A 19,733-nucleotide genomic window follows, 5' to 3' on the forward strand; every position below is an offset into this window, starting at 1 on the left:
CAATACAGAGGCGCCATGCTCGCAAAGGGGCGTCACCCTTGGGCCAGTCGCTCCAGATACCCCGACCTCGCCCCAGCATTGATCCAGCCAGTAGCAATCGTCTTGCTCGCGGTGTGATTCACCCGCCCGCGATGGATGTGAGAAGGACCTGCGGGAAAGATCAGCAACTTGCCGCGCTCGGCAGGTTCGTGGTGCCCCTGCCAGTGGAACTCCGTCCCGGCATCCGTCACCGTGTCGCAGTAAAGAATCCAGGCCAGCACCCGATGGACTGGCTCGGTGGCCTCATCGCTGATCGTCCAGTCGCAGTGCCACTGCTTGAACCCCTCTCCCGGCGCATAGCGCTGAAGATTGAAGATCGGCAAAACGAACAGCTCTTGATCGGGGCAAACCTGCTGGAAGAGGGGTCGCTCCTGCACATAGCGCTCCAAGCCAGCGCTGACGCCCCGCAGAATCACCTCAGCAAGGGCAAAAGCCTCGGGGTCACTGCGATCGATAGCCACCAGGCTGATGTCAGTGCTGAGCTTGGCGGGTTCAGAGGGATCGGCTGACCCGAAGGCCACTCCGGGCCGATGCAGATCAGTGCGCCGCTCAAAGAACGTCATCACCCCATCAGCCACGGCCTCATAGCCAGGGTTGCTGTAACGCGCGATCAGCTCCATGGAATCGCCACCACCGCATCAAGGGTCTGCCAGCGGGTCTGATCGCTCGTCACCCTGCCCTCAAGACCCACCCGCTTCAGAGCCTGCTCGAGTCGCTCCGGCGAAAGCACAGCCGGGTCCTGGGGAGCAAGGGAGAGCACTAGCACCTGCTGCTCCGCCGGATCGGCAAGCACCTGCAGCTCCAGATCCGTGAGATCCCTCTCGAAAAACAGACGCCGCAATCGGGAGGTGAGCCGAGACCCGAGGGCCTCGGCGAACTGCTCCAGGGCATCCCTCTCACCGGAGAGACCACAGTTGAGAGCCAACCAAATCAGCAGCTTCGCCCAGCTGTCGACAGTCCAGAGGGGCTGGAAGCTTTCTCGATGCTGGCGGATCAGCTCGGCCAGGGCGAAATCCACCAGGGTGCCCTGCAACTGGGCCGCAGAAGGGAGCAATGGATCGGATCGCTGGCTCATACCTGCCATCCTCTCCTCCGGGGGTCAGACTGGACGTTGAGATGCCCGCCATGGTCATGACCCTGGATCTAAACGATCCCGAACTCGAGTTCTCGGACCTCGTCTACGCCTACCAAAGCTGGGTGATGGCGGTGATCAACGATGAAAAACTGGACAGTGAGGACAAGCTTCTCAGTGACGAGATCACCGAGGATGCCCTCAACGCGATGCGCTTTCTCCCCGGCGAAGTCACCAGCGCGATCGAAACCAGCCTGGCTCGGGTTTACGACGTCGATGCTGATGAGCTAGCGGCTCTGCTCTTCCCAGAAGACTGAGCAGCAGACAATCCAGGCACAGGATGGCCAGCCAGATCACATCGGTGAATGCCCGCCAGCGAAGGCTGCTGGAGGAACTTGAGCGCTGTGGTGACGAGATGAGTGGCCAGCAGCTCCATCGCGCCATCCAGGCCGGAGAGCGGCCCATGGGCCTGGCCACGGTCTACCGCCATCTGCGCCTGCTACAGCAACAGGGGCTGGTGCGCTGCCGGCACCTGCCGACTGGCGAGGCGTTGTATGCCCCCTTAACCAGAGATCGTCACCATCTGACCTGCGTGGACTGCGGCCGCACCAGCGCCCTCAGCCACTGCCCAATCCATGGCCTGACGGTGCCGGCCGAGGAAAGCCAAGGTTTCGAGCTGCTGTTTCACACCCTGGAATTCTTTGGGCTCTGTGCCAGCTGCCGGGAACAACAGAGGCAGCCTTGACGTTTGGAATGGGCGATACCGGGATCGAACCAGTGACAATCTGCTTGTAAGGCAGGTGCTCTACCGCTGAGCTAATCGCCCGTGCTGCTGATTGTGCCTGAAGGCGGCAGGCTTGGTCCAACGCTTCGATGCAACGCGATGGCCTCCGGGCGGGACCACGACCGCGCCACCAGCCTCTGGGCCCTGCCGTTGGCCGGCCTGCTCGCCTTGCTGCTGGGTGGTTGGGCCGGTGCCCTGGGGGGCCTGGCCTTCCTCATGGGTGGCCTTTGGCTGTCACCGGATCTCGACACCCACTCCCGCGCCCTCAATCGCTGGGGCCCATTGCGCTGGATCTGGTGGCCCTACCGGCGTCTGCTTCCCCACCGTTCGCTCTTCTCCCATGGGCCTGTGATCGGCATGGCCCTGCGTCTGGGCTGGCTCCTGATCCTGCTGCTGCTGGTCTGGCAAGCACTGGCCTGGTTACCACTGCCCTGGGTTCCCAACATTCAGGAGGGACTGCCCTGGCTGCTGCAGCAACTGGTGGGACAACCCAACGCTCTTCTGGCCGTGCTGCTGGGCCTTGAAGCCAGTGTGTGGCTACACCTCATCCTCGACGGCGATCCGCTGCCGGCGGAGTGGCGCGCCAGACGACGCCGGTGAGAGGGTGGCGGCAACTCGCCGCCGCCGAGATGGCCGACCCCCAGACCCAGCCGCCGCACCACCCGGATCCAATCCGCCAGCTGGAGGCTGTGGTAGCCAGGCTGCGTGATCCTTCAGGTGGTTGCCCGTGGGATCTCGAGCAGACCCATGCCTCCCTCGTGCCCTATGTGCTGGAAGAGGCCCACGAGGTGGCTGACGCAATCCAACACGGGGATGACCGTCATCTCAAAGAGGAGCTTGGCGATCTGCTGCTGCAGGTGGTGCTGCATGCCCGGATTGCGCAGGAAGAACAGCGTTTCGATCTCAATGCGATCGCCGAAAGCATCAGCGACAAATTGATCCGACGCCATCCCCACGTGTTCGCCGGCGCTGAGGCGGCCGACAGCGCTGCGGTGAAGGCAACCTGGGACGCGATCAAGGCTGCAGAACGGGCCGAGCAAACGGCAGATGGGGCTCCTTCCAGAAGTCCCCTGAGCGACCAGCTGGCTGGCAAGGTGCGGGGCCAGCCGGCAATGGCCGGCGCCATGACCATCTCTAAGAAAGCCGCCAAGGCCGGTTTCGAATGGGATGACCTGGCCGGGGTGTGGGACAAGGTGCATGAGGAGCTCGATGAGCTCAAGGAGGCGGTCGCCTCAGGAGACAGGGCTCATGCCCAGGAGGAACTGGGTGATGTGTTGTTCACCCTTGTGAACGTGGCCCGCTGGTGCGGCATTGATCCGGAGGCCGGCCTAGCGGGAACGAACCGGCGCTTTCTGGACCGCTTCTCCCGGGTGGAAGCCGCCCTGGGCGGAGACCTGCAAGGACGCGGCATCCAGGAACTGGAACGGCTCTGGCAGCAAGCCAAAGCCCAGATCAGAGCAGAAGCAAACTCTCCAGCCAGCTGAAAGCAGCCCTGAGACGGTGAGCGTCAGCTCATCGTGCCTTCCGTGCTGCCCCAGAGTTGACGTTTGGCGGCATCGGCCTTGCGAATGCAGGCCTTCGCCTCCCCGCGCGTCATGCAGACCCGGGCCCGTTCCTCGAGCTGCATCAACTCCACCAACTGGGTTAATGCCCCTCGGCTTTGTGGATGTTTCATGTCGACCTCCACAGTCTTTCCTTTTACTTAACTGCCGCTTAACCTTTAAGTCAACCGGGATCAGCTTTCTTAATCATCCAGCGATGGTTTGCCCTGACGCCGCCGCTTGAGGGCGCTACGCCGCCCCTTGGCCTCGAGGCGACGCCGCACCGCACCCCGTCCGGGACGGGTGGCACGCCGCTCTGGTGGGGGTGCTTTCAATCCCTCCCTGAGCAGATCCCCCAAGCGCACGAGAGCCAACTGACGGTTCTGCCACTGGGAGCGCTCTTCCGCCACCACCAGCCGCAGACAGGTGCCATCAAGTCGAGTGCTCAGACGCTCCTTCAAGCGCGCGCGACGAAACGGACCAAGGGCCGACGACCGCTCCAGATCAAACACCAGCTCCACCCTGGAATCGGTGGTGTTCACCCCCTGACCACCAGGACCAGAGGCACGAGAAAACCGCCACTGAAGCTCAGCGGCGGGGATCACCAGGCGGTCGTTGACGATGCAGTGCAGAACTGACAAGAGGCCTCCCGCCGGTTTTAGCTGGAGAGAACCGTTTGCCACCCCTGCGATGAACCACGATGCTGCGGCATCCACCTCCGGCTGGATCGACGAACCCCATCAGGGGGTGCGTTACGGCCTGGCCGGGCGCGTGATCGCCGAGGAGCAATCCCCGTTCCAACGGGTCACGATCATTGAGAGCGAGCGCTACGGCAAAGGCCTGCTACTCGATGGTTGCTGGATGACCGCCGAACGCCAGGAGCGGCACTACCACGAATCAATCGTGCATCCAGCCCTTTGCAGCGCCGCACAGATTGAGCGAGTGCTGGTGATTGGCGGTGGGGACGGCGGCACCGCCCGCGAGTGCCTGCGCCATGCCGGCGTGCAGCACCTCGACATGGTGGAGATCGATGGGCTGGTGGTGGAGTGGAGCCAGCAGCACCTGCCCTCCATCGGCGGAGGCTGCTGGAGCGATCCCCGCTTCCATCTCACCGTGGGGGATGGCATCGCCTGGGCCGCGAATGCCTCCGACGCCAGCTACGACGTGGTGATCGTTGATGGATCCGATCCCGCTGGCCCAGCCGAAGGATTGTTCAACCGTGCCTTCTTCGAGCAGTGCCGCCGCATCCTGAAACCGGGCGGTGTGTTTGCCACCCAGAGCGAATCACCCGAAGCGTTCCGGCAGGTGCACATCGACACCGTGAAGGTGATCCGCGAGGTGTTCGGCCACGCGGATCCGATGTATGGATGGGTGCCGATGTACCCCAGCGGCTGGTGGAGCTGGACCTTTGCCGCCACCGACAGCCCGCGTTACCGACGACCCGACCCAGTGCGGGCCGCCGCCGTCGCCGAGGGCTGTGAGATCTGGAGCCCCCGCTGGCAATGCGGTGCCTTTGATGCCGTGCCTGCCTTTGTTCAACGGGAGCTCGCTTGATGGACACGACCACCATCAACACCCAACTGCTCAACACCGATCTGTTTGATACCGACGGAGCCATCTACATGGGCAGCCAGCGGGACCCTGCCGGCTGCCGCGTGGGGCTGTTCGGCGTCCCCTACGACGGCACCACCTCCTTTCGCCCCGGAACCCGATTCGGACCGGGGGCCATCCGGGAGGTAAGCAACGGTCTCGAGACCTATTGCCCCCAACTGGACCAAGACCTGGAGGACCTGAACTTCGCGGACCTCGGCGCCGTGGACATCCCCTTCGGAGCACCTGAACCCGTGGTAGCCGCGGTGAAACAGGCCACCGAAACCGTGCTGGCCCTTGGCCTCAAGCCACTGATGCTGGGCGGCGAACACTCAATCAGCTCCGGAGCAGTCGCAGCCGTGGCGGCACGACACCCCGACCTGGTACTGGTCCAGCTCGATGCCCACGCCGACTTGCGCCATGAATGGCTTGGAGCCAGCCACAGCCACGCCTGCGCCATGCGCCGCTGCCTGGAGGTGCTGCCCAGCCAACAGCTGCTGCAGATCGCCATTCGCAGCGGCACCCGGGAAGAATTTTCAGAACTGCGCAACACAGGCCGTCTGGTGGCGATTGAACGAATGACCGACGCCCTTAAGCCACTGCGGGGCCAACCGATCTATCTCACGGTTGATCTGGATTGGTTTGACCCGGCCGTCATGGCCGGCACCGGCACCCCGGAACCAGGCGGATTCCATTGGGGCGACTTCGCAACCCTCGTGGATGAATTACGTCACCATCAGCTCGTCGCCGCCGATGTGGTGGAACTGGCTCCGCAGTTGGATCCTTCAGGTGTGAGCAGCGTGCTGGCCAGCAAAGTGACCCGCAGCCTCCTGATGCTGCTGCATCAATAGAAATGGCAGGCATCCAGCCGCTGCTCCCGCAGTCGGCTGTGCTGCCGCTCCAGCAGGCTCAGCACCATGGTCGGGTGGCGGTGGACCAGCTCCAAAAAGCTGATGCGAGGCAGACGCACGAAGGCCACCGGCGTCAAGGCCCGGGCATCACGGCTGTGATGCAGACGGTTTCCTGCCAGGTCTTCATAGAAGAACACCTCACCGGCGCCGTAACGAAGCCGGCCGGCACCTGGGGCAGACAACTCAACCAGCCCCCGCTCAAGGGCATAGATGGCCTGCACGGGCTCGGAACGTCGGAACAGGATCGCGCCCGTCGGCACCGTGTGCTGATCGGCGTGGGCGTGTTCTGCAATTAACTCCACCGGCGAAGGCAAAGGGCTGGTGGCAATCAAGGCAGAGGGTTCCCCCACGTGTTCCATCAGACAATGCTCACGGATCAGACCGGAAACAGAGGTTGCTCAAATCACAGAATAGGAATCCAAGCTCGATCTTCAGCTTTTCTTCCGTTTTTGGCTCAACCCTCACCCCCTGCCGCCAGGGGCAGGGAGCGTTCATGCAGTTCCAACTGAACGTCTGACCGAGCGACTGCTTGCTCCATCGCCACGAGCCGAGGCAACGACGGTGGGCGGGCGGTCCAGTGATGACACCAGGCCACCCGAGCGAGATCCGCATGAACCGGCAGGCGGCGCAAGCGACACCAGCCGCCATCTGCAGCCGCTGAGGCACCTGCAGTGCAGTGAAGACAGGTGTGGCAGCAAACGTCTGCCAAACGCAAAACCCGGAGAGCGCCAAGCGTAAGGACGGTTGAAAAAGCGAACCACCTCCGCAAGCAAATCTGCGGCTTTGCTTCCAATTACGGTGCCGAGGGCGATCACCTTGGCCGAGAATGCGGACCTCGTGCCCTCGGTGAGTGATGGAGCTAAAACGCACCCCCCTGCACGATCTCTGCCAAGAAGCAGGAGGCCGCATGGTGCCTTTCGCCGGCTGGGAGATGGCCGTGCAGTACTCAGGGCTCGTGGCCGAACACACCGCAGTGCGTCAGGCGGTGGGCATGTTCGACATCTCCCACATGGGGGTGCTGCGCTTCAGCGGGCCTAACCCCAAAGACGCCCTTCAGCAGCTGGTGCCCACCGATCTTCACCGCATCGGACCTGGCCAGGCCTCCTACACGGTGCTGCTCAATCACAACGGCGGCATCCTGGACGACCTGATCGTCTACGACCTCGACGACAGCACGGTGCTAGCGGTGATCAACGCCGCCTGTGCCGAAACCGATCGCGCCTGGTTGGAACAGCAACTCAGGAGCAGCTCCATCAGCATCAGCGACGCCAAAGGCGATGGTGTGTTGCTGGCACTTCAGGGCCCAGAGGCCCAGGCCGTTCTGGAAGAACTCAGCAGCACATCGCTGCAGGACTTGCCCCGCTTCGGGCACAGGCTGCTCGCCCTGCCAGGGCTGAATGCGGAGGTCCTGGTGGCGCGCACCGGCTACACAGGCGAAGACGGCTTTGAATTGCTGCTGCCCCGTGACGCGGGCCGGGAACTTTGGAAACACTTACTGAAGCAAGGCGTGACCCCCTGTGGCCTCGGGGCCCGGGACAGCCTTCGCCTTGAGGCGGCGATGCACCTCTACGGCCAAGATATGGATGTCAGCACGACCCCCCTCGAAGCCGGTCTGGGCTGGCTGGTGCACCTGGAGAATCCGGTGGCATTCATCGGCCGAGATGCACTCGAGCGGGAAGTGGCCTCAGGCAGCCAGCGCAGGCTGGTGGGGCTGCGCCTGGAAGGCCGGGCCATTCCCCGCCACGACTACCCAATCCTTAATGGTGACCAAGTGGTGGGCAAGGTGAGCAGCGGTGGCTGGGCTCCCAGCCTCGAGGCGGGCATCGGCCTGGGCTATGTGCCAACAGCCCTCGCAACGGTGGGCACCCCCCTCAGCGTTGAGATCCGCGGCAAACGCCATCCCGCCACCGTGGTGAAACGCCCCTTCTATCGACGGACCACCTGACGGTGCAGCCTCCTCCCTGTGGGAAACTCGCCTCTCACGTCACGCCCCCTGGCCCCATGCGCAGCAACGGATGCGGAGATCTGCGCGAAACACAGGTCGACGAGCAGGTCAAGCTCTGCGGCTGGGTCGACCGACGACGCGATCACGGTGGAGTGATCTTCATCGATCTGCGGGACCGTACCGGCACCGTGCAGATCACCGTGGACCCCGATCTTGGGGCCGAAGCCTTCGCGGTGGCGGAACACCTGCGCAGCGAGACCGTCCTCCAGGTGCAGGGCAAGGTGCGGGCGCGACCGACTGAATCCCTCAATGAACGTCTGGCCACTGGCGCAGTGGAAGTTCTGGCCAGCACCATCACGGTGCTGAACAACGTCAAGGGCAACTTGCCCTTCCCGGTGTCGATCCACGACGAGGAGAACACGCGCGAGGAGCTCCGCCTGCGCCACCGCTATCTGGATCTGCGCCGCAAGCGCATGAACGACAACCTGCGCCTGCGGGCTCAGACGATCCAAACCGCCCGCCGCTTCCTTGAAGACGAAGGCTTCATCGAGGTGGAAACTCCGGTGCTCACCCGATCCACACCAGAGGGAGCCCGCGACTACATCCTCCCCAGTCGCGTCTGTGGGGGTGAATGGTTCGCGCTGCCCCAGTCACCCCAGCTGTTCAAACAGCTGCTGATGGTGGGTGGCATCGAGAAGTACTACCAGGTGGCCCGCTGCTTCCGGGACGAAGACCTGCGCGCCGATCGCCAGCCGGAATTCACCCAGCTGGACATCGAGATGAGCTTCATGGATCAAGAGGACATCCTCGATCTGAATGAACGGCTGATCAGCACCATCTGGAAAACGGTGAAAGGGATCGAGCTGCCCCGTCCCTTCCCGCGCATGACCTGGCATGACGCCATGGAGCGTTATGGCACCGACCGACCCGACACCCGCTATGGGATGGAGCTCACCAATGTGAGCGACATCGTTCAGGACATGGGCTTCAAGGTGTTCAGCGGTGCGGTGAAGGCCGGTGGCTCCGTGAAATGCATCGCCGTTCCCGGCGGAAACGATGCCGTGTCAAACGTGCGCATCAAGCCAGGTGGGGACGTCTTCAGTGAGGCCCAACAGGCCGGCGCCGGTGGTCTGGCCTTCATCCGAGTGCGCGAGGGCGGCGAGATCGACACGATCGGGGCGATCAAAGACAACCTCAGCGAGGAGCAGAAGCAGGAGCTGCTCAGCCGAAGCGGCGCCGAGCCTGGCACCCTGCTGCTGTTCGGTGCCGGCGACACCGCCACGGTGAACAAGGCCCTGGATCGGGTGCGTCAGTACCTGGCGCGCGAACTGGGCCTGGTGAAGCCCGACCGGGACAACAACCAGTGGAATTTCCTCTGGGTGGTCGACTTCCCGATGTTCGAGTTCAACAGCGACGAGAACCGCTACGAAGCGCTTCATCACCCCTTCTGCGCCCCCAACAACAGTGATCTGGGCAGCGATCCAGCGCAATGGGCCCACAACCTGCCCACGGCCCGCGCCCAGGCCTACGACCTGGTGCTCAACGGTCTGGAACTCGGTGGCGGCTCCCTGCGCATCCATGACTCAGCTCTGCAACGTCAGGTGCTCCAGACCGTTGGACTGCCCCTGGAGGAGGCGCAGCAGCAGTTCGGCTTCCTGATCGACGCCCTCGACATGGGGGCACCACCCCACGGAGGCCTGGCCTTCGGCGTCGACCGCATGGTGATGCTCTTGGCCGGTGAGGAGTCGATTCGCGACACGATTGCCTTCCCCAAAACCCAGCAGGCCCGCTGTCTGATGACTTCAGCGCCCGCAGGGGTTGCCGACAAGCAACTCGAGGAGCTGCACGTGGCCAGCACCTGGGTGGATCCCGAATAGATTCCGCGCATTCCAAGCACTGCTGACCAACGCGCGGAACCCTGAGGACATTCAGGCGTACGCCTTTGACCACCAGTGAGCGATCGAGCGGGGCTTCCCGGGAGCGCAGGGGCGCAGGCAATGACCTGCTGCGCCTTTACCTGCAGGACATCGGTCGGGTGGATCTGCTCAGCAATGAAGAGGAGGTGCTGCTGGCCCGGCAAGTGCAACGGCGGGAGCAACTGCTGCGGGAGGAACGCGCCCTAGCGGTGAACCACCCGGTGCTGCAGACGCTGTTGGAGCTGGAGGAACTACAGCAACGGGAGGCGAACCATCTCTGTCACTGGCCCACCCGCCAGGAATGGGCGCGAGCGGCGGGGCTAGCCGTCAGCGACCTTCAGGCCACGCTGACCGAGGGATACGGCACCTGGGCAAAGCTGATCCAACTGGAACCCAGGGAACTCAAACGGGAGCTGCGTGATGGTCGCCGAGCCCGCGATCGCATGATCGCCGCCAACCTGCGTTTGGTGGTGACCGTGGCCAAGAAATATCAGCAACGGGGGCTGGAACTGCTGGATCTCGTGCAAGAGGGCACCCTCGGACTCGAACGGGCCGTAGAGAAATTCGACCCCACCCGTGGCTTCCGCTTCAGCACCTACTCCTACTGGTGGATCCGCCAGGGCATCACCCGGGCGATCGCCACCCAGAGCCGCACGATTCGACTGCCGGTTCACATCACCGAAAAGCTGAACAGGATTAAGCGAGTGCAGCAGGAAATCGCAAGTCAGGAGGGGCGACTCGCCTCCCTTTCAGACCTGGCCAAGCGTCTCGGGCTCAGCGAGGAAACGGTGCGCCTGACCTTGATGCGAGTTCCCCGCTCGGTCTCCCTTGAAATGCGCGTGGGCCGCGAACAGGACACCCAGCTCGGCGACCTGCTGGAGGATGGCAAAGCCACTCCCTAACAGGAACTGACCAGGGACGCCCTGCGTGACGACCTGGAACACCTGCTGGATGAGCTCACTGACCGGGAGGCGGAAGTGATCCGTCGGCGCTTTGGGCTCGAGGACGACACCCCCTGCACCCTGGCGCAGATCGGTGAAGCGATGGCCCTCTCCCGAGAGCGGGTTCGGCAGATCGAAACCCGGGCTTTGCTGAAGCTGCGCCAACCCCAACGACGTTGCAAGGTGCGGGATTACATCCAGGAGTTCGATTCCTGAGCGGAGCCTGCTGCCCGCCGCTAAGACAGCCGCTAAGACAAAGGCAACAGGACCTCACCGTCATGACCGGCACCCCCACGATCGACATCGGAATCCCCGCTGACCAACGCGAACAGATTGCCTCCGGCCTCAGCCGACTGCTGGCCGACACGTATGTGCTCTACGGCAAGACCCACGGCTTCCACTGGAACGTGACCGGCCCGATGTTCAACACGCTCCATCTGATGTTCATGGAGCAGTACACCGAGCTCTGGAATGCCTTGGACGTGATCGCGGAGCGGATCCGCGCCCTCGGGGTTGTGGCACCCCACGGTGGCAGCACCCTGGCCAATCTGGCCTCGATCCAGGAAGCCTCCCAACAACCTGCCGCCCTGGAGATGGTGCGCGAGCTGGTGGCAGGTCATGAAGCGGTGGCCCGCACCGCCCGGAGCGTGTTTCCCCTCGCGGAGGCCGCGAGTGATGAACCGACTGCCGATCTGCTCACCCAACGTCTGCAGATCCACGAGAAGACCGCCTGGATGCTGCGCAGCCTGCTGGAGGGCTGATCACGATTGGCGCGATCACTGGGATCCATTCCCCTTGGGGCGCTCGGTACATTGAAGAGTCGCCTGGGGGGTCATGGCCAAATTCGTCTTCGTCACCGGTGGAGTGGTCTCCAGCATCGGCAAGGGGATCGTGGCCGCCAGCCTCGGTCGGCTGCTCAAATCCCGTGGCTACAACGTTTCGATCCTGAAGCTGGATCCTTATCTCAACGTGGACCCGGGCACGATGAGCCCGTTCCAGCACGGTGAGGTCTTCGTCACGGAAGACGGCGCCGAAACCGACCTCGACCTCGGCCATTACGAACGCTTCACCGACACGGCGATGTCACGCCTGAACAGCGTGACCACTGGTTCGATTTACCAGTCGGTGATCAACAAGGAGCGTCGGGGTGATTACAACGGCGGAACCGTTCAGGTGATTCCCCACATCACCGGCGAGATCCGCGAGCGGATCCATCGCGTGGCCTCCAATAGCGGCGCTGACGTGGTGATCACCGAGATCGGCGGAACCGTCGGTGACATCGAATCCCTGCCATTTCTGGAAGCCATCCGCGAGTTCCGCGGCGATGTAGGTCGCCACGACCTGGCCTACATCCATGTGACCCTGCTGCCTTACATCGGCACCTCAGGTGAACTGAAGACCAAACCCACCCAGCACTCCGTGAAGGAGCTGCGCTCCATCGGCATCCAACCCGATGTTCTGGTGTGCCGCAGTGACCGGGAGATCAGCGATGAACTCAGGCGCAAAATCGGAGGCTTCTGCGGTGTTCCCCAACGGGCGGTGATCCCATCGCTGGATGCCGACAGCATCTATGCCGTGCCCCTGACCCTGGAGGAGCAGGGCCTTTGCCGGGAAGTTCTCGATGTGCTGCAGCTCAATGATCACGAGAGCGACATGGCCGGTTGGGCCCAGCTCGTGCACAAGCTGCGCAATCCAGGGCCCGCCGTAAAGGTGGCCTTGGTGGGCAAATACGTGCAGCTGAACGATGCCTACCTGTCGGTGGTGGAGGCCCTGCGCCACGCCTGCCTTGCCCAGGATGCATCCCTCGATCTGCATTGGGTCTGTGCCGAGGAGATCGAAAATCGCGGAGCCGATGCCCTGCTGGGCGGCATGGATGCGGTGGTGGTGCCCGGAGGCTTTGGCAACCGTGGCGTCGACGGGAAGGTGGCAGCGATCCGCTGGGCCCGGGAACAGCGAGTCCCCTTCCTGGGGCTTTGCCTTGGCATGCAGTGCGCCGTGATCGAGTGGGCTCGCAATCAGGCGGGACTCATCGGCGCCACCAGTGCCGAACTGGAACCGGGTACGACCCATCCCGTGATCCACCTCCTACCCGAGCAGCAGGATGTGGTCGACCTGGGCGGCACCATGCGTCTGGGCGTTTACCCCTGCCGTCTGGCTCCGGGAACGATGGCCGCCAGCCTCTACGGAGCCGAAGTGGTCTACGAGCGTCACCGTCACCGCTACGAGTTCAACAACTCCTATCGGAGCCTCTTCCTGGAGTCGGGATACACGATCAGTGGAACCTCGCCGGATGGACGACTGGTGGAACTGATCGAACTTCCCGGCCACCCCTTCTTCACCGCTTGCCAGTACCACCCTGAGTTCCTGTCCCGACCGGGCCAGCCCCATCCCTTGTTCAGGGGACTGATTGAAGCGGCACAGCAGCGGCTGCCCTCCAGCCCCAGCGAAGCGCTGCGTCAGGCTGAGCAAGTCAGCGCCAACACCAGCCCTTGAGCCAGCAGCTATCGGTGGTGGAAACTTTCCATTCCCTGCAGGGGGAAGGGCTCCATGCCGGCCGCAGTGCTTTTTTCATCCGGCTCGGGGGCTGCACGGTGGGCTGCGCCTGGTGCGACACCAAACACTCCTGGCCTGCCGACTCGCACCCATCGAGGAGCGTGGAGTCTCTCGCCAGGGAAGCAGCCAGTGCAGCCCGTGATGGCGCTGCGTTTGCCGTCATCACCGGAGGAGAACCTCTCCATCACAATCTCGATGCCTTGACGGCAGCCATCCGGAGCGCCTGCACCCTGCCAGTTCACCTGGAAACCAGCGGCGTGGATCCTCTAAGTGGCTCCCCCGACTGGATCACCCTCTCACCCAAGCGTCACCGTCCACCACGACCGGAGCTGCTGAGCCACTGCCATGAACTGAAGGTGATCGTGCACGAACCGGCAGATCTGCTGTTTGCCGAGGTGGTGTCAGCCCAAGCACCCCAGGCCCACTGGCTGATTCAGCCGGGATGGGAGAGCAGCGAAGGCCAGCAGCTAGCCGTGGATCAGGCCCGCAGCCATAGCCGCTGGCGACTCAGCCTCCAGAGCCACAAGTGGCTTGGAGTGCGCTGATTCAAAATCCCGCTCAAAGCTTTACGGCGTCCTGCTGACGGGTTTCCGCCTTCCAAATCCGCCAGCGCAGTTCGGTGCCCTTGGGCAGATCCACCACAATCGGCCAAGAGGCGTTGTAGGGCACAAGAAAAGGCTGTTTGCCAAGGGCGAGGAAAGAACGCCCTGATGTCTGATCCGGCGGGCAGGCCTTACGGGTGCTCATCACCACCACCGGACCCTTCAGCTCGAAAAGAGCCCTGCCGGATGCCTGAGGCAGACGACGCAGGCTCAGGCCTGGGCCGCTGAGTCGCTTGAGGTTGCAATCCTTTGCCACCTCCTGACCCACGATCAACTGCACACGCCAGTCCAGAGGATTCCTGGAGATGAGAGCGTCTGGACTCTTCGGCAGCAGACCAGAGGGCTGAATCACCCAACGCTGCAGCCCCGGCGCCGGTGCGGGATATCCGCTGAGATCCAAACGGGGAATCGCCTGTGCAGCCGGTGCCATGGCTGCCGCTGCAGCAGCCAGCAGGGCCAGACCCTGCAAACCCCCACGCTTTGCGCTTGATGCGTGGAAGCAACGCCTGGCCATGACCCTTGCGGCAACAGAATGCCAAGCATGACCGATTCCATCGCGATTGCCCTCCTATCCGGAGGGCTTGATTCCGCCACCGCCGCCGCCCTGGCCATCGAAGCCGGGCAAAGGGTGATCGGCCTCTCCTTCGACTACGGCCAGCGCCATCGCCGTGAACTGGAGGCCGCCAGTCGACTGGCAAGCACCCTGGGGCTGGCGGAACACCTCACCATCGCGGTCAATCTCGCCAGCTGGGGGGGGTCATCCCTCACCGATGCGCAACTCACGATTCCCAGTGATGGCGTTCAAGACGGGGTGATCCCCTCCACCTATGTGCCTGGGCGAAACACCGTCTTCATTGCGATCGGCCTCAGCCTCGCGGAGGCACGGGGTGCAGAACGACTGGTGCTGGGGGTCAATGCCATTGATTACTCCGGTTATCCCGACTGCCGACCCGACTATCTGGCCGCTTTTCAAACCCTGGCCAATCTGAGCAGTCGGGCTGGGCGGGAAGGCCGGGGTCCACGACTCTGGGCACCGCTGGTGGAATGGAGCAAACAGCGGATCGTGGAGGAGGCGCTGAGGTTGGGGGTGCCCATTGAGCAGACCTGGAGCTGCTACAGCGGTGGTGCCGAACCGTGCGGTGTCTGCGACAGCTGCCGCATTCGTGATGAGGCTCTGAGAAGCGCCGGGCGGCCGGATCTCTGCAGCCCTTGCGCTCCAGGCGGCATCCAGCCGTGTTGATCCGTGACGCCTGCCCCTGGCGAGAGCCGTCGTGGATTGCGACGGCCTTAGCGGCTGACCATGGGGAAGACGGCCTGATCTGGCTGGATGGCGATGGCAGCGATCTGGGTCGTTGGGTCACCCTGGCGGTCGATCCAATCGAGCAGGTCTGCTGCAGAGGGCTGCCCAGTGACGCTGATGCAGCCAATCCCTTCACCGCCCTCCGCAGCCTGGGCCCCGGCCACTGGAGCGGCTGGCTCAGTTATGACGCAGCCGCGTGGCTGGAGTCAGGCAACCCCTGGAAAGCCGACTCGATGGCGAGCCTCTGGATCGCCCGGCATGACCCAGTGCTGCGTTTCGATCTCCAGCGGCAGGAACTCTGGCTGGAAGGCATGGATCCAGCTCGCCATGCGGCAATGCTGCGCTGGCTGAGCAATCTCCCGGATCACCCTGCGACCCCCGAGGCTCCAGCACCACGCCACAGCCCCTGGCACCGTCACACGGACCGGGATGGCTTTGTGGTCGGTGTGGAGCGGATCCGGGAGCTGATCGCCGCCGGGGATCTTTTCCAGGCCAACCTCACCGCCTGCAGCAGCTGCAAGCTGCTCGAGCCCATCAGCAATCTGCAGCTCTACAGGCGCCTACGCCAACGCTGTCCGGCACCGTTCGGCGGACTGATCGTGGCGGCGGGAGAGGCGGCAGGGGAGGCACTGCTTTCCACATCACCGGAGCGGTTCCTCTCGGTGGAGCCCGACGGTCGGGTGGAAACCAGGCCAATCAAAGGCACCCGGCCCCGCGATCCAGATCCGGAGCGGGACGCTGATCTGGCGGCCGAACTGATCTGCAGCGGGAAGGACCGAGCGGAGAACGTGATGATCGTCGACCTCTTGCGCAACGACCTGGGACGGGTCTGCCAAACGGGTTCGGTGCAGGTGCCTCAATTGGTGGGCCTTGAAAGCTACGCACAGGTGCATCACCTCACGTCGGTGATCACCGCTCAGCTCCGGGAGGGCGCGACTTGGGTGGAGCTGCTGGAGGCGAGCTGGCCGGGGGGATCAATCAGCGGTGCCCCAAAGCTGCGGGCCTGCCAACGCTTGCAGGAGCTTGAGCCAGTCGGGAGGGGGCCCTACTGCGGCTCCCTGTTGCGCATCGACTGGAACGGCCGTTTCGACAGCAATATCCTCATCCGCACGGTGCTGCGGCAAAACAACCAACTGCGCCTGCATGCAGGCTGCGGGATCGTCACCGACTCGCAACCCGAAGCAGAAGCGGACGAACTGGACTGGAAACTGCTGCCACTGCTGGAGGCCCTGGGATGAGCAACCAGTCCACGCAGAACTCCAAGCCTGAGTCGATCAGCTGGTGCAACGGCCGTTGGGGTTCTGCAAAGGAGCTGGGGATACCCCTCAGCGACCGAGGCCTGCTGCTGGCAGACGGTCTGTTTGAGACCGTGCTGGTGCAGGCGGGAAAACCGCGGCTGCTGGAGGACCATCTCCAGCGCTGGCAGACGAGTGCGGCGCTGCTGGCCATGGCCCCTCCCCCTGAAGCGGATTGGCTGAAAGGCCTGATCAGCGAAGCAATCGACCGCTGCGGTCTAGGCGGGGAAGGGAATGAAAGCAGCGGCGCCCTGCGCTTGAACTGGAGCCGAGGCGATGGCGATGGCCGCGGGATCGAGCTTCCAACCGCAGCCACCGATCCAAGCCAGCATCGCTTTTGGTTGACGTTGCAGCATCACACCCCGAGTTTCTCCCCGGTCCGTTGCTGGATCAGTCGCCATGAACACCGCAATGCCACAAGCCAGCTGAGCCGTTGCAAAACCTTCGCCTATGGCCAAGCGATTCAAGCCCGACGAGAAGCACGGACCCACGGCGCCGACGATGCCCTGCTGCTGAGCAGCAAAGGGGATCTTTGCTGCGGCAGTACCGCCAACCTGCTGGTCCTTCGCCAAGGCACCTGGATCACCCCGCCTCTGAGCAGCGGCTGTCTGCCAGGCATCATGCGAGCCCGCACCCTGACCCTGCCCAACGCCAACGAGGAACCACTCGGCACACAACCGCAACCAGGGGATCAGTGGCTCCTGATCAACAGCCTTGGATGCAGGCCGCTGGCGCAGGTCGACGACCAACCCCTGAACGTCAATGCGGCCAGCGCCCAGGCACTCTGGAGCAACCTGCTGGACTGAGTCGAGCAAAAGAGACGTGGACGTTACCGAATAGCTACCGAATCAACACCGAATCGTGCCATCAATCAATCTGTGGCGGGAGCGCCGTGCTGTGGTGATGCTGCAACAAAGAGGCGCAAGCCGATGGAACTGAAACGCGATCTGGGGATCAGCACCCTCACCCTGGCCGTGGTCAGCAGCACGATCGGGTCTGGGTGGTTGTTCGCGCCTTACTTCTCAGCCCGTAGCGCCGGGCCAGCGAGCCTGCTGGCCTGGGTTGTCGGTGGAGCCATGGCCTTCGTGCTGGCCCTGGTGTTCGCCGAGCTGGGAGCACTCGTCAACAGCTCAGGCGCCCTAGCCCAGATCCCGCTGCTCAGCCATGGGCGGCTCTCCGGCTTTATCGGCGGCTGGAGCGCCTGGATCTCTTACGTCTCCCTACCCACCATCGAGGTTCTGGCCCTGCTGCAGTACCTGGCCAGCAGCCTGCCCTGGCTCACCCACGACGAGGGTGGCCAGCAACTGCTCACCGGTGCCGGTCAGCTGCTGGCTGTTGCACTGCTGGTGTTCTTTACCTGGATCAATCTCGCTGGAGTCAACCGACTGGCCCAATGGATCGACAGCCTCACGATCTGGAAACTGATCGTGCCGGTGCTGGTTTCAGTGACCCTGATGCTTCTGGCAGGCCATTGGGGCAACCTCGGCATTCGGGTCCCCATGGGACAGGGTGCCCTCGTGGACGCGATCGGCAGTGGTGGCATCCTGTTCAGCCTGCTGGGATTCCGCACCGCCATGGATCTCGCCGGGGAAGCACGCAGCCCGCAGAGAGACGTGCCCCTAGCGATGGGATTGGGCCTGGGTCTCTGTCTGGGGATTTACTTGATCCTCCAGCTGGCCTTCCTGGTGAGCGTGCCTCCTGCAGACCTCGCCGGAGGCTGGTCACGCCTCACTCTCAGCGCCCATGGTGGGCCGATGGTGGCCCTTGCCCTTGGCCTCGGCCTGGGCTGGGTGGCCACCCTGCTGCTGATCGACGCTGTGATCTCACCGGGAGCCACGGCCCTCACCTTCGTTGGGGTGTCGGCACGGGTGAGCTGGATGATGGGTGAATGCGGCCTTCTACCGAAAGGGCTCGGACGTCTCAACAACCGTGGCGTTCCCCACTGGGCATTAATCAGCAGCCTCGTGATCGGCTCCGCGCTGCTCTGGATCGGTCCGAGCTGGCAGACGGTGGTGAGTTTCCTCACCTCCACCCTGGTGATCGCCCTGGCGATGGGCCCGGTGAGCTTGCTGAGCCTGAGGCGGCAGCTCCCGAATGAACCCCGCCGGTTCCGCATCCCCCAGGCGCGGTTGCTCTGCAGCATCGCCTTCGTGATGGCCACCTGGGCCACCAGCTGGTGCGGCCGTCCAGCCCTGGAGGGAGCCGTGGTGGTGATCCTGATCCCCACACTGATCTATGTCGCCAACCGCTGGCGGCAACGCCAGCCAATCGATGCCCGCGCCGGTCTTTGGTGGATCCTCTATCTGGGTCTGCTGCTGCTGGACATGGAACTGTTCAGCGAAGGACAACCCTTCGCCCTGCCAACCGGCCTCCACCTACTGCTGCTTACGGTCCTTGCCCTCGTGGTGCTGCCCCTGGCGGTGAAGAACGCGCTGCCGCAGGTCTCCCCCCACGCCCTCACTGGCTTAGGAGCAGGAGACCCAACCGGCTGATAGCCAAGACTGACAGCAGCTGTCGCATGGACGTGCACCTGGATCGTCGTTGCTTTCTGCTGGGGGCCGGTCTCAGCTGTGTCGGTCTGCTGGGATGGAACACACCCACCTGGGCCGTGCCAGAGGAGGACCTGCTCAACTGCCGACCCGCCGATCCACTCGAAGCACTGATCACGGGCAACAACCGATTCTCTGCGGCCTGGCAGCAAGCCGATCAAGCTGATAGCACCAACGAGCGCTCCCAACAAATGGCTGCACTCTGGAGCGGGCACTGCTTTCTGCCAGCCAAGGTGATGGCACAAGGCCAAGCACCCTGGGCCACCGTCCTCACCTGCGCAGATTCACGCGTGGCCCCGGAATGGATCTTTGATGCTGCTCCTGCTGATCTGTTTGTGATTCGCAGCGCTGGCAACACCGCGTTCGATGATGCAATCGCTTCCATGGAGTTCGGCGTTCTGGCCCTGAAAACGCCCTTGATCATGGTGATGGGCCATAGCGCCTGCGGCGCTGTCAAGGCTGCGCAAGGCGACGAACTCCCCACTCCGCTGCTGACGGAACTGGTGAAGCCGATTCGAGCGGCCATCCAACCAGGGCAAGATCTGGAAGCGGCGACCAAAGCCAATGCCAGTTACGCCGCCAAGCAGCTCACCGCCCGCAGCGAGGTGATCAAAGACGCCGTCGACAACGGCACATTGCAGATCGTGGTCGGCTACTTCGACATTGGCTCTGGCAAGGTGACGATGGTCTGACGA

Annotated in this window: 23 protein-coding genes, 1 tRNA gene and 1 pseudogene; 17 read left to right on the forward strand and 8 right to left on the reverse strand. The window is 63.6% G+C overall.

Annotation, left to right across the window (positions count from 1 at the left end; translation table 11 throughout):
- Window positions 1-32 precede the first annotated feature (32 nt).
- Together H0O21_RS03005 and H0O21_RS03010 are read right to left on the reverse strand one after the other, a co-directional pair.
- Window positions 33-659 carry a 2OG-Fe(II) oxygenase gene (locus H0O21_RS03005; protein WP_185190336.1) on the reverse strand — a complete coding sequence of 209 codons (627 nt, stop codon included), beginning with the start codon at window positions 657-659 and terminating at the stop codon, window positions 33-35.
- On the reverse strand, window positions 650-1,123 hold the full coding sequence (locus H0O21_RS03010) for a protein phosphatase (RefSeq protein WP_370523076.1): 474 nt from the start codon (window positions 1,121-1,123) through the stop codon (window positions 650-652). Before H0O21_RS03010 ends, H0O21_RS03005 begins: the two co-directional genes overlap by 10 nt.
- Window positions 1,124-1,170: 47 nt before the next feature.
- Between H0O21_RS03010 and H0O21_RS03015 the strand changes: the two genes are divergently transcribed.
- Together H0O21_RS03015 and H0O21_RS03020 are read left to right on the forward strand one after the other, a co-directional pair.
- On the forward strand, window positions 1,171-1,428 hold the full coding sequence (locus tag H0O21_RS03015; RefSeq protein ID WP_131455034.1) for a hypothetical protein: 258 nt from the start codon (window positions 1,171-1,173) through the stop codon (window positions 1,426-1,428).
- 23 nt (window positions 1,429-1,451) lie between these two features.
- Window positions 1,452-1,856, forward strand: coding sequence for a transcriptional repressor (locus tag H0O21_RS03020; RefSeq protein ID WP_131455035.1), 405 nt, complete (start codon window positions 1,452-1,454; stop codon window positions 1,854-1,856).
- Window positions 1,857-1,865: 9 nt separating this feature from the next.
- Here H0O21_RS03020 and H0O21_RS03025 read toward each other — a convergent pair.
- Window positions 1,866-1,937, reverse strand: a tRNA-Val gene (locus H0O21_RS03025).
- A 57-nt stretch (window positions 1,938-1,994) separates the two neighbouring features.
- On the opposite strand from H0O21_RS03025, the gene H0O21_RS03030 reads away from it, so the two are divergent.
- Window positions 1,995-2,495, forward strand: a complete 501-nt coding sequence (locus H0O21_RS03030) for a metal-binding protein (protein WP_185190338.1) — start codon at window positions 1,995-1,997, stop codon at window positions 2,493-2,495.
- Between the two features lie 29 nt (window positions 2,496-2,524).
- A complete protein-coding gene (mazG, locus tag H0O21_RS03035) occupies window positions 2,525-3,379 on the forward strand; it encodes a nucleoside triphosphate pyrophosphohydrolase (RefSeq protein ID WP_185190840.1) in 855 nt (284 codons plus the stop codon).
- Between the two features lie 23 nt (window positions 3,380-3,402).
- On the opposite strand, the gene H0O21_RS03040 is transcribed toward mazG, so the two are convergent.
- Window positions 3,403-3,570, reverse strand: a complete 168-nt coding sequence (locus tag H0O21_RS03040; RefSeq protein ID WP_185190339.1) for a hypothetical protein — start codon at window positions 3,568-3,570, stop codon at window positions 3,403-3,405.
- Window positions 3,571-3,639: 69 nt separating this feature from the next.
- Window positions 3,640-4,068: an alternative ribosome rescue aminoacyl-tRNA hydrolase ArfB gene (gene arfB, locus H0O21_RS03045; RefSeq protein ID WP_370523101.1), complete on the reverse strand. Its 429-nt coding sequence runs from the start codon at window positions 4,066-4,068 to the stop codon at window positions 3,640-3,642.
- Between the two features lie 58 nt (window positions 4,069-4,126).
- Between arfB and speE the strand changes: the two genes are divergently transcribed.
- Together speE and speB are read left to right on the forward strand one after the other, a co-directional pair.
- Entirely contained in the window at window positions 4,127-4,990 is an 864-nt protein-coding gene (gene speE / locus H0O21_RS03050) for a polyamine aminopropyltransferase (protein ID WP_131455223.1), read from the forward strand.
- Window positions 4,990-5,877, forward strand: a complete 888-nt coding sequence (speB, locus tag H0O21_RS03055; RefSeq protein WP_185190340.1) for an agmatinase — start codon at window positions 4,990-4,992, stop codon at window positions 5,875-5,877. The genes speE and speB overlap by 1 nt, the downstream gene beginning before the upstream one ends.
- Here the strand turns inward: speB and H0O21_RS03060 are convergent.
- The gene (locus H0O21_RS03060; protein WP_255441106.1) at window positions 5,871-6,287 is read right to left on the reverse strand and encodes a Crp/Fnr family transcriptional regulator; all 417 of its coding nucleotides are present in this window, start codon (window positions 6,285-6,287) and stop codon (window positions 5,871-5,873) included. The two genes, speB and H0O21_RS03060, sit on opposite strands and share 7 nt — an antisense overlap.
- Before the next feature lie 104 nt (window positions 6,288-6,391).
- Window positions 6,392-6,568: a hypothetical protein gene (locus H0O21_RS03065; RefSeq protein ID WP_185190342.1), complete on the reverse strand. Its 177-nt coding sequence runs from the start codon at window positions 6,566-6,568 to the stop codon at window positions 6,392-6,394.
- A gap of 222 nt (window positions 6,569-6,790) precedes the next feature.
- Between H0O21_RS03065 and gcvT the strand changes: the two genes are divergently transcribed.
- The 6 genes and pseudogenes from gcvT (at window position 6,791) to H0O21_RS03095 (ending at window position 13,837) form a co-directional block, all read left to right on the forward strand.
- The gene (gene gcvT, locus H0O21_RS03070; RefSeq protein WP_185190343.1) at window positions 6,791-7,882 is read left to right on the forward strand and encodes a glycine cleavage system aminomethyltransferase GcvT; all 1,092 of its coding nucleotides are present in this window, start codon (window positions 6,791-6,793) and stop codon (window positions 7,880-7,882) included.
- 56 nt (window positions 7,883-7,938) lie between these two features.
- Window positions 7,939-9,759, forward strand: a complete 1,821-nt coding sequence (gene aspS, locus H0O21_RS03075) for an aspartate--tRNA ligase (protein WP_185190344.1) — start codon at window positions 7,939-7,941, stop codon at window positions 9,757-9,759.
- A 65-nt stretch (window positions 9,760-9,824) separates the two neighbouring features.
- Window positions 9,825-10,955, forward strand: a pseudogene (locus H0O21_RS03080) (RNA polymerase sigma factor, RpoD/SigA family).
- A gap of 62 nt (window positions 10,956-11,017) precedes the next feature.
- Window positions 11,018-11,500, forward strand: a complete 483-nt coding sequence (locus H0O21_RS03085; RefSeq protein WP_131455043.1) for a Dps family protein — start codon at window positions 11,018-11,020, stop codon at window positions 11,498-11,500.
- A gap of 73 nt (window positions 11,501-11,573) precedes the next feature.
- Window positions 11,574-13,232, forward strand: coding sequence for a CTP synthase (locus H0O21_RS03090; protein ID WP_131455044.1), 1,659 nt, complete (start codon window positions 11,574-11,576; stop codon window positions 13,230-13,232).
- Window positions 13,229-13,837, forward strand: coding sequence for a 7-carboxy-7-deazaguanine synthase QueE (locus tag H0O21_RS03095; protein ID WP_185190345.1), 609 nt, complete (start codon window positions 13,229-13,231; stop codon window positions 13,835-13,837). The genes H0O21_RS03090 and H0O21_RS03095 overlap by 4 nt, the downstream gene beginning before the upstream one ends.
- Window positions 13,838-13,850: 13 nt before the next feature.
- Here H0O21_RS03095 and H0O21_RS03100 read toward each other — a convergent pair whose 3' ends face one another.
- Window positions 13,851-14,324, reverse strand: a complete 474-nt coding sequence (locus H0O21_RS03100) for an ecotin family protein (protein WP_255441107.1) — start codon at window positions 14,322-14,324, stop codon at window positions 13,851-13,853.
- A 111-nt stretch (window positions 14,325-14,435) separates the two neighbouring features.
- Here H0O21_RS03100 and queC point away from each other — a divergent pair, with 111 nt between their 5' ends.
- From queC to H0O21_RS03125, 5 genes are all read left to right on the forward strand, one after another.
- Window positions 14,436-15,134: a 7-cyano-7-deazaguanine synthase QueC gene (gene queC / locus H0O21_RS03105; protein ID WP_185190347.1), complete on the forward strand. Its 699-nt coding sequence runs from the start codon at window positions 14,436-14,438 to the stop codon at window positions 15,132-15,134.
- A complete protein-coding gene (locus tag H0O21_RS03110; protein WP_185190348.1) occupies window positions 15,128-16,432 on the forward strand; it encodes an anthranilate synthase component I family protein in 1,305 nt (434 codons plus the stop codon). Before queC ends, H0O21_RS03110 begins: the two co-directional genes overlap by 7 nt.
- Window positions 16,429-17,295, forward strand: coding sequence for an aminotransferase class IV (locus tag H0O21_RS03115; RefSeq protein ID WP_185190349.1), 867 nt, complete (start codon window positions 16,429-16,431; stop codon window positions 17,293-17,295). Before H0O21_RS03110 ends, H0O21_RS03115 begins: the two co-directional genes overlap by 4 nt.
- Before the next feature lie 123 nt (window positions 17,296-17,418).
- Window positions 17,419-18,981 carry an APC family permease gene (locus H0O21_RS03120; RefSeq protein ID WP_185190350.1) on the forward strand — a complete coding sequence of 521 codons (1,563 nt, stop codon included), beginning with the start codon at window positions 17,419-17,421 and terminating at the stop codon, window positions 18,979-18,981.
- A 26-nt stretch (window positions 18,982-19,007) separates the two neighbouring features.
- Entirely contained in the window at window positions 19,008-19,730 is a 723-nt protein-coding gene (locus tag H0O21_RS03125; RefSeq protein WP_185190351.1) for a carbonic anhydrase, read from the forward strand.
- Window positions 19,731-19,733 lie beyond the last annotated feature (3 nt).

This window comes from Synechococcus sp. HK01-R, assembly GCF_014217855.1.
Classification (GTDB): Bacteria; Cyanobacteriota; Cyanobacteriia; order PCC-6307; family Cyanobiaceae; genus Synechococcus_C.

Coding starts and splice junctions, on each gene's coding strand:
- gcvT (WP_185190343.1), top strand. CDS start 6,791: ATGGAGCTAAAACGCACCCCCCTGCACGATCTCTGCCAAGAAGCAGGA.
- queC (WP_185190347.1), top strand. CDS start 14,436: ATGACCGATTCCATCGCGATTGCCCTCCTATCCGGAGGGCTTGATTCC.
- H0O21_RS03100 (WP_255441107.1), bottom strand. CDS start 14,324: ATGGCACCGGCTGCACAGGCGATTCCCCGTTTGGATCTCAGCGGATAT.
- speB (WP_185190340.1), top strand. CDS start 4,990: ATGGACACGACCACCATCAACACCCAACTGCTCAACACCGATCTGTTT.
- H0O21_RS03125 (WP_185190351.1), top strand. CDS start 19,008: ATGGACGTGCACCTGGATCGTCGTTGCTTTCTGCTGGGGGCCGGTCTC.
- mazG (WP_185190840.1), top strand. CDS start 2,525: ATGGCCGACCCCCAGACCCAGCCGCCGCACCACCCGGATCCAATCCGC.
- H0O21_RS03020 (WP_131455035.1), top strand. CDS start 1,452: ATGGCCAGCCAGATCACATCGGTGAATGCCCGCCAGCGAAGGCTGCTG.
- speE (WP_131455223.1), top strand. CDS start 4,127: ATGAACCACGATGCTGCGGCATCCACCTCCGGCTGGATCGACGAACCC.
- H0O21_RS03090 (WP_131455044.1), top strand. CDS start 11,574: ATGGCCAAATTCGTCTTCGTCACCGGTGGAGTGGTCTCCAGCATCGGC.
- H0O21_RS03015 (WP_131455034.1), top strand. CDS start 1,171: ATGACCCTGGATCTAAACGATCCCGAACTCGAGTTCTCGGACCTCGTC.
- H0O21_RS03040 (WP_185190339.1), bottom strand. CDS start 3,570: ATGAAACATCCACAAAGCCGAGGGGCATTAACCCAGTTGGTGGAGTTG.
- H0O21_RS03010 (WP_370523076.1), bottom strand. CDS start 1,123: ATGGCAGGTATGAGCCAGCGATCCGATCCATTGCTCCCTTCTGCGGCC.
- H0O21_RS03005 (WP_185190336.1), bottom strand. CDS start 659: ATGGAGCTGATCGCGCGTTACAGCAACCCTGGCTATGAGGCCGTGGCT.
- H0O21_RS03115 (WP_185190349.1), top strand. CDS start 16,429: ATGAGCAACCAGTCCACGCAGAACTCCAAGCCTGAGTCGATCAGCTGG.
- H0O21_RS03030 (WP_185190338.1), top strand. CDS start 1,995: ATGGCCTCCGGGCGGGACCACGACCGCGCCACCAGCCTCTGGGCCCTG.
- H0O21_RS03085 (WP_131455043.1), top strand. CDS start 11,018: ATGACCGGCACCCCCACGATCGACATCGGAATCCCCGCTGACCAACGC.
- H0O21_RS03120 (WP_185190350.1), top strand. CDS start 17,419: ATGGAACTGAAACGCGATCTGGGGATCAGCACCCTCACCCTGGCCGTG.
- aspS (WP_185190344.1), top strand. CDS start 7,939: ATGCGCAGCAACGGATGCGGAGATCTGCGCGAAACACAGGTCGACGAG.